This window comes from Streptomyces sp. NBC_01618 (genome assembly GCF_045209435.1).
Taxonomy (GTDB): Bacteria; Actinomycetota; Actinomycetes; order Streptomycetales; family Streptomycetaceae; genus Streptomyces.
Map to the genome: position 1 here is coordinate 2,817,529 of NZ_CP109297.1, position 11,835 is coordinate 2,829,363.

General features: G+C 67.0%; 10 protein-coding genes and 1 pseudogene. 7 read left to right on the forward strand and 4 right to left on the reverse strand.

From position 1 onward, the window contains the following. Positions 1 to 5 precede the first annotated feature (5 nt). The 7 genes and pseudogenes from OH735_RS13195 to murF all read left to right on the forward strand — a co-directional run bounded on the left by OH735_RS13195 (position 6) and on the right by murF (position 7,727). Positions 6 to 701, forward strand: a complete 696-nt coding sequence (locus OH735_RS13195) for a response regulator transcription factor (RefSeq protein ID WP_266532024.1) — start codon at positions 6 to 8, stop codon at positions 699 to 701. Next, complete coding sequence (locus tag OH735_RS13200; RefSeq protein WP_397858532.1) at positions 694 to 1,785, forward strand: ATP-binding protein; 1,092 nt, start codon at positions 694 to 696, stop codon at positions 1,783 to 1,785. The genes OH735_RS13195 and OH735_RS13200 overlap by 8 nt, the downstream gene beginning before the upstream one ends. A 258-nt stretch (positions 1,786 to 2,043) precedes the next feature. Further along, positions 2,044 to 3,231, forward strand: a pseudogene (locus tag OH735_RS13205) (IS30 family transposase). Between the two features lie 318 nt (positions 3,232 to 3,549). Further along, complete coding sequence (locus tag OH735_RS13210) at positions 3,550 to 4,536, forward strand: D-isomer specific 2-hydroxyacid dehydrogenase family protein (protein WP_266532020.1); 987 nt, start codon at positions 3,550 to 3,552, stop codon at positions 4,534 to 4,536. Next, complete coding sequence (gene vanA / locus OH735_RS13215) at positions 4,529 to 5,596, forward strand: D-alanine--(R)-lactate ligase (RefSeq protein ID WP_266532018.1); 1,068 nt, start codon at positions 4,529 to 4,531, stop codon at positions 5,594 to 5,596. The genes OH735_RS13210 and vanA overlap by 8 nt, the downstream gene beginning before the upstream one ends. Continuing rightward, entirely contained in the window at positions 5,589 to 6,212 is a 624-nt protein-coding gene (gene vanX, locus OH735_RS13220) for a D-Ala-D-Ala dipeptidase VanX (RefSeq protein WP_397858530.1), read from the forward strand. The genes vanA and vanX overlap by 8 nt, the downstream gene beginning before the upstream one ends. 153 nt (positions 6,213 to 6,365) lie before the next feature. Continuing rightward, on the forward strand, positions 6,366 to 7,727 hold the full coding sequence (murF, locus tag OH735_RS13225; protein WP_406381674.1) for a UDP-N-acetylmuramoyl-tripeptide--D-alanyl-D-alanine ligase: 1,362 nt from the start codon (positions 6,366 to 6,368) through the stop codon (positions 7,725 to 7,727). 15 nt (positions 7,728 to 7,742) lie between these two features. Here the strand turns inward: murF and OH735_RS13230 are convergent, their stop codons facing one another. From OH735_RS13230 to OH735_RS13245, 4 genes are all read right to left on the reverse strand, one after another. After that, on the reverse strand, positions 7,743 to 8,897 hold the full coding sequence (locus tag OH735_RS13230) for a lipid II:glycine glycyltransferase FemX (protein WP_397858525.1): 1,155 nt from the start codon (positions 8,895 to 8,897) through the stop codon (positions 7,743 to 7,745). A 288-nt stretch (positions 8,898 to 9,185) separates the two neighbouring features. Then, positions 9,186 to 9,929, reverse strand: a complete 744-nt coding sequence (locus OH735_RS13235) for a transposase (RefSeq protein WP_406386545.1) — start codon at positions 9,927 to 9,929, stop codon at positions 9,186 to 9,188. Beyond that, the gene (locus tag OH735_RS13240; RefSeq protein WP_266532010.1) at positions 9,884 to 10,486 is read right to left on the reverse strand and encodes a transposase; all 603 of its coding nucleotides are present in this window, start codon (positions 10,484 to 10,486) and stop codon (positions 9,884 to 9,886) included. The genes OH735_RS13235 and OH735_RS13240 overlap by 46 nt, the downstream gene beginning before the upstream one ends. A 200-nt stretch (positions 10,487 to 10,686) precedes the next feature. Continuing rightward, positions 10,687 to 11,670: a YDG/SRA domain-containing protein gene (locus OH735_RS13245; protein ID WP_406381676.1), complete on the reverse strand. Its 984-nt coding sequence runs from the start codon at positions 11,668 to 11,670 to the stop codon at positions 10,687 to 10,689. Positions 11,671 to 11,835: the final 165 nt, after the last annotated feature.

The following is an 11,835-nucleotide window of genomic DNA, read 5'->3' on the forward strand; positions in this document are numbered from 1 at the left end:
AGAGTATGCGTGTGTTGATCGTCGAGGACGAGCCTTACATGGCGGAAGCCATCCGCGATGCCCTGCGCCTGGAGGCGATCGCGGCCGACCTCGCGGGCGACGGCGACATCGCCCTGGAAATGCTGAGTATCAACAGTTACGACATCGCCGTCCTCGACCGCGACATTCCCGGCCCTTCCGGTGACGAGATCGCCAAGCGGATCATCGCCTCGGGCAGCGGCATGCCGATCCTCATGCTGACCGCGGCCGACCGGCTCGACGACAAGGCATCCGGCTTCGAACTCGGCGCCGACGACTACCTCACGAAACCGTTCGATCTGCGGGAACTCGTCCTCAGGCTCCGGGCGCTCGACCGCAGGCGTGCCCACAGCCGGCCTCCGATCCGTGAGATCGCGGGGCTGCGGCTGGATCCGTTCCGACGCGAGGTCTACCGGGACGGCCTATACGTCGCGCTGACACGCAAGCAGTTCGCCGTACTCGAGGTCCTGATCGCCGCCGAGGGTGGCGTCGTCAGCGCCGAGGAACTTCTGGAGCGCGCCTGGGACGAGAACGCTGATCCGTTCACCAATGCTGTCCGAATCACCGTCTCGGCACTGCGCAAGCGTCTGGGTGAGCCGTGGATCATCGCCACGGTCTCCGGCGTCGGCTACCGAATCGATGCACAGCCGCAGGCCGGAGGCGGGGGAGAGAATCATGGATAGAGCGCCTGGAATGAGTGCCCGCCTCAAGCTCACCCTCAGCTACGCCGGCTTCCTCATGCTCGCCGGTGTTTTGCTGCTCGCCGCCGTAGGAGTGTTCCTCGTGCGACAAGGGTGGTTGCAGTCCAACGAAGAGGGGGCATGGAAAAGCAACCCGGTCATCGACTTCGTACAGGGTTTCGCGCCAACGGCAGCCGCGGTCATGGTGTTCCTCCTCGTGTTCGGCCCCCTGGGAGGATGGGTTCTCTCGGGCCGTATGCTCGCGCCCCTGGCTCGCATCACGAACGCCACCCGCACGGCCGCTACAGGATCGCTCTCGCACCGTATCCAGATGCCGGGCCGCCAGGACGAGTTCCGTGAACTCGCCGACGCCTTCGACGCGATGCTCGAACGGCTTGAAGCACACGTCGCCGCGCAGCAGAGGTTCGCGGCAAACGCCTCGCACGAACTACGCACCCCGCTGGCCATCTCGAAGTCACTGGTCGAGGTGGCCCGTTCCGATCCATCACACGACACCGGCAAGGTTCTCGACCGCCTCCAAGCTGTCAATGCCCGAGCGATCGACCTCACTGAAGCACTGCTTCTGCTCAGCCGGGCCGACCAGCGATCCTTCACCCGAGAACAGGTCGACCTGTCCCTCATGGCGGAAGAAGCCACCGAAACACTGCTTCCCCTCGCGGAAAGGAACGGCGTCACCATCGAGACCCGCGGCGACATCACGCCCACGAGCGGATCACCGGCACTCCTGCTGCAACTGACCACGAACCTCGTGCACAACGCGATTGTCCACAATCTGTCCGAACAGGGCAGGGTGTGGGTTACTACCAGCGCCCACCCCGGCACCGTGATACTCACGGTCGAAAACACCGGCGAGATGCTGGCTCCACACCTGGTCTCGACGCTCACCGAACCCTTCCAGAGAGGCGCCGAGCGCATCCACGCCGATCAGACGGGCGTCGGCCTCGGTTTGGCCATCGTCACCACCATCACTCGCGCACACGACGGCGCCCTCACCCTCACCCCGCGCGACACCGGCGGCCTGCGCATCACGGTGGAACTGCCCGCGCATACGTCCCCGCGGTTGTGATACCTGCCCCGCCGACCACGGCGGGTTCTATTGATCCCCGCAACACCCTGAAGTTCAGGGTGTTGCGGGGATCATGGATTTTGAGGGGTGAAGGCGAGGTTTTTCTCGACGCTGGATCGGGACGGCAGCATCACCGCTGCTGCTCTGGCAGTCGGTGTGAACCGCAATACGGCGTTCGGATGGGCCCGTCAGGCCGGTGTCCGCGGTCGCGGCAGGCCCCGCAAACTCGGTCAGCCGGGTCGGGCGGAGTATGAGCGGCTGCGTGCGTCGGGAGTTCGGCGCCGCGTTACCGCCGCGCAGGCCGGCGTCCACGAGCGCACGGCTGAGGACCGGGACCGTGGTATTCGGCAGATCGGCCACTCGCGCCTGCACCCCGACGGGCGCCGCATCGATTACAAGACCGGTGTGACCGCCGCCGCCGCCAGCTCTCCGGAGCCGTCCCTCGCCACGGTCGAGACCGGCCTGCACTCTCGCTTCCTCACGCTGACCGAGCGGGAGCTGATCGCTGATCTGCAACGCGAAGGCCCGGTCGCTGCGCGCGATCGGGCGGGCACTGGGAAGGCCGGCCTCCACTGTCAAACGTGAGATCGACGCCCGGTCGGTCAAGGGCACCTACCGGCCGCACCGCGCTCAGCGGGCGTGGGCGGGGAGCCGGTCGCGTCCCAAGGACTCCAAGCTCGCCCAGGCAGGTCCACTGCGCAGTTCGTCGCGGACGGGCTGCGCGAGAGGTGGTCGCCCAAGCAGATCTGCCACGCTCTGGTCATCGAATTCCCCGACGACGAGAGCATGCGGGTGAGCGTAGAGACGATCTACCAGGCGATTTACGTCCAGGCCCGTGGCGGGCTGTGACGCGAGGTCGCGGCCGCGCTGCGCACTGGGCGCCTCCCGCCGCAAGCCGCACCGCAGCCAGGACCGGCGCACGCGCCGGTTCGTCGACGAGATAGTGATGATCTCCGAGCGTCCTGCCGAGGTCGAGGACCGGGCGGTGCCCGGTCACTGGGAAGGCGATCTGATCGTCGGTCCCCGCAGCGAGAGCGCGATCGTGACCCTGGTCGAGCGCTCCACCCGCTACGTGATGCTCGGGCATCTGCCCGGCGGGCACACCGCCGAGGAGGTCCGCGACGTGCTGGTGCCGCTGATCCAGACCCTGACCGAGCACCTGCGCGGCTCGCTGACCTGGGACCAGGGCTGTGAGATGACCGCGCACAGCAGTTCACGGTGGCCACGGGAGTGCCGGTCTGCGACCCGCACTCACCCTGGCAGCGCGGATCGAACGAAAACACCAACGGCCTGTTGCAGCAGTGCTTCCCCAAGAGCACCAACCCGTCCGTGCACAGCGCCGAAGACCTCGAACACGTCGCCCAGCGACTCGACGGCCGACCACGCAAAACGCTCGACTGGAGAACCCCAGCCGAGCGCCTGCGTGATCTACTGACGACCGCATAGGCCATCAGGTGTTGCGAGGACCCCCGAGAATCCGCCCCACGCGGGCGGGGCGGCCATGTCGACGTACGCCAGGAGCCGCCGGATCTCCCACGCGTGCTGCACACCGGCGTCGAAGCGTCGCCCGCCGACAATGGCCGGGTGACCTGCATCGACACCTTCGCGAAGAGCTCGGCCTGGCCTCCTGGGGTGTCCTGCTGACGGATCGCGCCAGCTCCGCCATCTGCTCGCGCGGGCCGACAAAGCGGAACCGACAACGTATCGACAGCGTATCGAAAACTGCATACGCGCCGACAACACCATGTTTCCTTGAATGGAGACATGACCTACAGCGAACCGGTGGGAATCACCGCTTTCGGATGCGGGCGGGACGAAGCGGCACGGTTCCGTGAGCTGGCGCCTCGCTTCGGGGTGACGCCGACGATCACCAAATTCGCCGTGTCGGAGGACAACGTCCACCTAGCGTCCGGAAACCGGTGTATCAGCGTCGGGCACAAGACCCGGATCATGCCGGCGACAATTCGTGCGCTGAGCCGAGCCGGTGTGTCCTACATCTCCACTAGGAGCATCGGGTACGACCACATCGACGTCGATTATGCGGACCGTGTCGGTATTTCCGTCGGGAACGTCTCCTATTCCTCCGACGGCGTCGCTGATTACACGGTGATGATGCTGCTGATGGCGGTGCGCCACGCCAAGTCCACTGTCCGCCGCGCGGATGTGCATGACTACCGTCTGCACGACGTACGGGGGAAGGCACTGCGCGACCTGACCGTCGGCGTGGTCGGGACGGGGCGCATCGGCACGGCCGTCATGGAAAGGCTCCGCGCCTTCGGATGCCGGATATTGGCGCACCGAAATCGTGCCGGTGAATCCGGTGAATCCGGCGACGAGGTGTCGCTCGATGAATTGCTGAGGTCGAGCGACGTCGTAACGCTCCATGCGCCGCTCAACTCCGAAACGCACCACCTCCTCGACCGTGAGCGTATCCAGCGGATGAAACCCGGCGCGTTCGTGGTCAACACCGGGCGTGGCGCCCTCATCGACACGGTCGCGTTGGTCGAGGCGCTGGAGGACGGGCGTCTGGGCGGTGTCGCCCTTGACGTCGTCGAGGGCGAGGAAGGCGTGTTCTACGCCGACCGACGGAACGCGCCCATCGACAGCAAGCCGCTGCTGCGGCTGCAGGAAATGCCGAACGCGTTCATCAGTCCGCACACCGCGTACTACACGGACCGTGCCCTGAGCGACACGGTCGAGAACTCGATCACCAACTGCCTGGAATTCGAAAGCAGGAATCAGCATGCCTAAGTCCAAGCTTCGGGTCGGAATCCTCTTCGGAGGCTGCTCAGAGGAACACCCCATCTCCATCAAGTCCGCGCAGGAGGTCGTACGAAACCTTGACCCGGACACGTACGAGCCGTACTTCATCGGGATCACGCGCGACGGCGCCTGGAAGCTCTGCGAGGGCCCCGCCGCGGACTGGGAGAGCGGCGTTTGCCGGTCCGCCGTGCTGTCCCCGGACCGCGATGTGCGCGGACTGCTCGTCCTCGATGAGGGGAAGTACGAGACGGTCGGCCTGGATGTCGTGGTGCCCGTGCTGCACGGCAAACTCGGTGAGGACGGCGCGATCCAGGGCCTGCTCGAGCTGTCCGGAATCCCATACGTGGGCTGCGACGTGCAGAGTTCCGCGCTGGGCATGGACAAGTCCCTCGCTTACGTCGTTGCCGCTGGCGCCGGAATCGCCACGCCGAATTTCTGGACGGTCACGGTGGGCGAGGACATCGACGCCGACCGGCTCACCTATCCCGTCTTCGTGAAGCCGGCCCGCTCGGGATCTTCCTTCGGGGTCAGCAAGGTGGCGCATGCCGAAGAACTGCCGGCCGCGCTGGACGTCGCCCGGCGGTACGACACGAAAGTCCTGGTCGAGGAGGCGGTCGTCGGCAGCGAGGTAGGATGCGCCATCCTGGGCGGCGGAACGGACCTGACCGCGGGGGAAGTCGACCGCATCGCCCTGTCCCATGGGTTCTTCCGGATCCACCAGGAGGACGCACCCGAGACCGGCTCCGACAATTCGACGCCGATCGTCCCCGCCGATATTCCGGCTGAATCCCGGGCCCGCGTCCAGTACGTGGCGAAGGCCGTCTACCGCGCCCTGGGTTGCAGTGGACTCGCCCGCGTGGACCTGTTCCTCAAGGACGACGGACAGGTCGTCCTCAACGAAGTCAACACGTTCCCCGGAATGACCTCCTACAGCCGCTATCCGAGGATGATGGCCGCCGCCGGGATTCCGCTTTCCGAAGTGATCGACCGTCTGGTGACCGGGGCGCTCGCCCGGCCCCTGCCTTCGACGGAGCAGGCCGATGCGTAAAGACTTCGTCTTCATAGATGAGTTCATGCCCGGGATCCGCTGGGACGCCAAGTACGCCACCTGGGACAACTTCACCGGAAAACCGGTCGCCGGATACCTGGCCAATCGCGTCGTCGGCACCAGGGCCCTGTGCGCGGCATTGCAGAGCGCCCGAGAAGAGGCGGCCTCGCATGGATTCGGCCTGCTGCTCTGGGACGGATACCGCCCCCAACGTGCCGTGGACTCCTTCCTGCGCTGGTCCCAGCAGCCGGAGGACGGCTGCACCAAGCAGCGCCACTATCCCCATATCGACCGGCCCGAGATGTTCGAGAATGGATACGTGGCCGCCAGGTCGGGTCACAGCCGTGGCAGCACCGTCGACCTGACGCTGTATCACCTGGAAAGCGGCGACCTCGCCGACATGGGCGGCGACCACGACCTGATGGACTCGGTCTCGCACCACGAAGCGTTAGGAATCTCGCAGGTCGCGGCAGACAGCCGCAGGCGTCTTCGCTCCATCATGGAGACCAGCGGATTCAGCTCCTATGCCTGCGAATGGTGGCATTACACACTCACGGACGAGCCCTACCCGGACACCTACTTCGACTTTCCCATCACGCAGGTGAGTCTGGGATGAATACAGCGCGGCTCCGGCGGTCCAACCGGAGCCGCACCCCGTCCCCCGACGTCGAGCGGCAGGGGCGGCATCCCATCCGGACCCAACCACGTATTGCCGGCGTATCGAGAACCGCATACGCCCCGGCAACACCCGGCCGCCTTCACTGAAGTCATGACTCAGACCCAGCCACCCCTCGCCCCGCACCCACTCTCCCTCGCCGAGATCGCCACGCTCGTCGACGGCCGGGTCGCGGGGGATGCGACCGTCACAGTGAGTGCACCGGCCGTCCTCGACAGCCGGCACGGCGAACCGGGCGGTCTCTTCGTCGCCATGACCGGTGAGCGCGTCGACGGCCACGACTACGCCGGCCGCACCCGTGCGACCGCCGTACTCGGCTCGCGGCCGACACCGCTGCCCACCGTCGTCGTCGACGACGTACCGACCGCACTGCAGACACTCGCCGCCCACTCCGTGGCCCGGCTGCGCGAGCGGATGACCGTCGTCGCGGTGACCGGCTCGCAGGGCAAGACCAGCACCAAGGACCTGCTGTCCGCGGTCCTTCCGGGCGCCGGGCCGACCGTCGCCACACACGGTTCGTACAACAACGAACTCGGCGTGCCCCTGACCATGCTGTGCGCCGACGCGCACACCCGCTTCCTCGCCCTTGAAATGGGCGCCCGACACCTCGGCGACATCGCCCACCTCACCGGCCTGGTCGCGCCCGACATCGCGGTCGTCCTCAACGTCGGCCAGGCCCACATCGGGGAGTTCGGCTCGCGCGCGGCCATCGCACGGACCAAGGCCGAACTCGTCTGCGGCCTCGCCCCCGGCGGCACCGCCGTCCTCAACGCCGACGACCCCCGCGTCATCGCGATGTGCGCGCTGACCGACGGGCCGGTCCTGACCTTCGGCCGCGCCGAACACGCCGACGTGCGCATCCAGGACCTCGCCCTCGACCGCCTGGGCCGGGCGGCCTTCACGTTGCGCACCTCCGACGCCTGGGCCCGGGTCGCGCTGCCGATCGTGGGTGCCCACCAGGCACTCAACGCGGCGGCCGCCGCCACGGCGGGACTCGCGGCCGGCATCCCCCTGGTCACCTCGGCGGTGGCCCTCAGTACCGCCTCACTGTCCAAATGGCGCATGGAGCTGCGCACCCTCGCCTGCGGCGCGACCCTGCTCAACGACGCCTACAACGCCAACCCCGACTCCACCCGAGCCGCCCTGGACACGCTCGCCGCGATCTCGGGCCGGCGCCGCATCGCCGTACTCGGCGCGATGCTCGAGCTCGGCGCCGACAGCGAGGCCGAACACCGAGCGGTGGGCGAGTACGCGGCCGCACACGCCGACCTGGTGGCCGTCGTCGGCAAAACCGCCCGTCCCGTCGCCGACGCCGCGGGGGAGCGGGCGGTCACGTTCACCGACAACCAAGCGGCCGCAGCCTGGCTGCACGAGATCCTTACCGACGGCGACGTTGTCCTCGTCAAGGCGTCGCGCGGCGCCCGCCTCGACGAGGTGGCCGCCGCACTCGGGTGACCGTGCGGCGCGGGCTCAGCGCCCGCGCCGCCGCATGTACAGGTCGAAGGCGCGGTAGACGAACGGGCGCAGCGGCAGATCCCACTCCCCGACGTACCGCACCGCACGCCCCCCGGTGCCCACCTTGAACCGGATCAGGCCCACCTGCGGATCAGCGGCGTCGAGCGTCGGCGTGATGCCCCGCAGGTCGTACACGTCGCAGCCCGCCGCCAGTGAATCGCGGATCATCGCCCACTGGCACGCGTTGGAACCCCGCACCTCACGCTTGGCCGTCGAGGAGGCACCGTACACGTACCAGGAGTGTCCGCCGACCCGCGCCAGGATCGTCGCGGCCACCAACTCGCCCTCGTGGCACGCTAGATAGAGCGCGATCCGCCCGGGATCCTCGGCGCTCAACTCCGCGACCATCGTCTCGAAGTACGCCAGCGGGCGCGGCGTGAATCCGTCGCGTGCGGCGGTGTGCACGTAGAGCTCGTGGAACGCCGCGAGGTCCGACGCGCCACCGACCGTGACCTCGACCCCCGCCTTCGCGGCCTTCTTGATGTTGCGGCGCCACTGCTGGTTCATGCCCTTCAGGACATCGTCCTCGGACCGTCCCGCCAGCGGCACTTCGTACGTGAACTGCGGCTGCCCGGCCCCGAACCCGTCCTCAGGGCTCTGCGGCAGCCAGCCGGCCGCCCGCAGCCGTCGGCTCACCCCGGCACCGACCGGGGCGACATGCCCATCAGGGAGCTCGGCCAGCCGCCGCGCCCCCGGATCGGCCACACCGTCCTTGACCTGCGCCGCATCCCAGGTGTGCGTCCGCACCGGTGGGCACAGCCGGATCGCGAACGCGCCGCCGGCCTTGAGATGTGCCGCCAGTGGATCGAGCCACGCACCGATGTCCCCGGACCAGTCGATGTCAGGACCCCACGGCAGATATGCGAGCGTGAACCGAGGCAGTCCCGGCACCGGCCGGTGAAGGACAAGCCCCGCCCCCACCAGCCGCCCGCCGTCGAACCATCCGAGCGACTCACTGCGCCACTCCGTCTTCACCCGCCCCCACGCTGGGGTCTGCACAAAGTTCACCGACCGCCGCGCCCGCACGAAAGCCAGGTGCTCGGCGTCGCTGATCGGCGCGACGCTCAGCGTCGCAGGGAGGGCCATGGGTGCTGGTTCACGATAGGACATGACGCCATCCAAGTCTGCCCCGTGTTGCCGACGCATATCCGCTTTTCGATACACCGACAATATGCGCCGCTGAGGCCGCCCCAGACGATACTGCTCAGCGTCCCGGCGCCACAGCCGCGCGCCCTAACCTCGATCTTTCATGAGTCCTCGTCGGTTCGCTGGCGGGGACTCCGTGCTTGTGAGGTGCAGAGTTTCGTGGGCTGGGGCATGTTGGTGGCCCGGCTGTCGCGCCGGGTTCCACGGCTCCGGGATGTTGCTATGGCTTGTCGGGGCGGTCGGATTCGCTGGTCAGCCGGGGTTCGGCAGAGCTGCAAGTCGCTGGATCGCGCGGGTGATCACATCCGTCCAGGGCCATCGGGCGGTGAAGCGGAGCCAGCGGCGGCGGCCGGCGGTGACCGGTTGGGCGGCGGCGGAGAACAGCCGCAGGCGAAGCCGTTTGGGCTCCCAGCGGCGGGTTTCTGCAGTCAGGGCGAGCATCGGCATCCAGGCGAGGAGGTCGAGTGCGATCTGACTATCTCCAGCCAGATCCGGTTCTGGGCGGTTTCGTGCAGGGGCAGGTTGCGCAGGCCGGTGTCGCGGGGCGTTTCGGATGCGGTCCTCGCAACGGACCCGGCGGCGGTGACGTAGTTCCAGGTCGGCGAGCTGGCCGCCTTGGGTGTTGGTCGCGAAACAGGTAAGCCGTAGTCCGTCGAGGTCGGTGAAGCGCAACTGGGCACCGGGGTACGGCCGTTCCTTGCGGACGATCAGCCGCATGCCTTTGGGCCTGGTGCTCAGGTCGGGTATGTCGGTGATCTCCGCGACCCAGGCGCCGGGCCGCTCGGTGCCGTCGGCGTCGTAGGCCGGCGTCCATGCCTTCTTCGGGATCTTCAGCACGGCCTGGTGGATGGCGTCAGTGATGGTCATGCCGACGGAATACGACAGCCACCGGCCCGGCTTGGAGAGCCAGTCCAGGAAGGCGCGGGTGCCACCCGCGGAGGCGGTGCGAATCAGTGTCCGGCGTCCCCGTCGCAGGGGTCCGGGCAGTTGCGCCAGGCGAGTCGGGTGGTGGTGATGTGGTCGCTCGCGGTGTTGGAGCCTGCGTTGCCGGGCCGCAGCAGGGCGGCCACCGGCTCTCCGGACCCGGCCTGGCCGTGGTCGACGAACGCGACGAGCGGATGGTGGCCGAAGGTCTTCTTCCAGGTCGCGGTGGCGTCCTGCTTCTCGGAGTGCGCGAGGACCAGCACGCCGTCGATGTCCACGGTCACCTGGCCGTCGGCGGCCGGACCGTTCGTCCCGGCCAGTCCCCAGACCCGTGAGCGTATGTCGGCTCGGGCGGAGCGGATCGCAGCGAGGGCCTTCGGTCCGGCTGCGGCGAGGGTGGCGATGAGCCGGGAGACCGTGGGGTCGGATGCCACCGGGCCGAACACACCCGGCTCGGCCCGCAGCACGCCCACGTCCGCGAGACAGTCCCCGCCCAGTGCGACCGCCAGGGCCACATCCAGCAGGGTCTTGCCCGGGTCGTGCACCGCCCGCGGCTTGCGCCCAGACGCCAGCGCCACCGATATCGCGGTGTCCAGACCCGTCCTGCGGACGGTCTCAGCCAGCAGCACCGTCCCGGCCTGCCAGACCGTGCCGCTGCCACCGCCCTCGACACGGACACGCGGCTACAACCCGATACGCTTGCTCACCTGGAGAGTGCTTCTTCCCATGCAGCCGATAGGATCCTAGACAAGTCCCATCGTTGCAGGTCAGGAGCGCTCTCTGCTTATTTGATCAAGGCAGGGACGGGCGCGCTCATGAAAGCGCGAGGTTAGCGATTCAGATCACTTATACGCCAGAAGCGGCGGTGCGCTCGCAGGAATCGCTTCCCAATGCGATGCTGTTCCATCGTCCTCAACGGGATCGTTCGCGAGGTCGGGCCTTCTGCGTAGCGATCCACCACATGAAAATCATCGGTCAGATAAAGGGCACCACGGTCAAGTCGAACATGGCAGTTAGGGCACAGACACAACACATTCCCTTCGACATCGGGACCCCCTGCCGAGCCCCCAAGCGCTTGTATGTGCGCCCCCTCGGCATAGCTCTTACCCTCAGCCCCAACTGTCAGCGCTAGACCACAGATCTGACACGTGTACTCGTGCCACCGCTTAACCCGGCGGACAACAGCCGTGTCGCGGACGATGCGTTCGACCGTGGTCGTCCGTCGCTGGGTAGTCACCTCAGGCGCGTCAGCACTGTTCTCGTCAGCTGCATCTTGGTCTTGCCGGTCTAGGATGTCTCGGACCTGCTGCTCAACGGGCGTAAGTTCCTGCGTTTCAGCTGGGAGGCGACGCAGCCTAAACCGGCAGATCTGAAAGCCAGCCTTACCAACTTCGGTCCACTCTTCGACAATCTGGTAGAGGCCGTCATACCGGTATCCACTTACAGGTGAATAATCTCGCTCACCTTCACTACCTCGGATGACCCGTATGGGGTTGGCCAATATCCGACTTCTCCGGAGACCCGCGTTCCCACGGTTCTCCCAAGTCTGATCCTCTATCTGCCGACCAGTGTTGCGATCTCGACCACCAGCACCTGTATAAACGACCTCATCCCACATGTCGAGATCGTCTTCATAGCCCTGATTCAGCACGATCGCATCGGCAGCCCTCTCCCCGCTGGCATCAAGCCCCCACGAGATGCCTGCCTCGCGCTCTTTGTGAAGCTTGGCATCCTTGACGGCTTGCCGGGATTCGAAATGGACACCTGGAAGGCACTCATCCACATGCCCGAAGAAAGCTCTGTACGCAGCCATGCGAACATGCTTCCCGCCATTTGATCATTTTCGATCACTCATGACGCCTTGTGAGGCTAAGTGGCCTGATTTCTCCTACACTTGACCTGAAGGTGACCACTGGATGGGCCCGATCCGGCACCTCGTCGGGTCATGGCCGCGAACACAGCCGATGGGGAGGTCGGC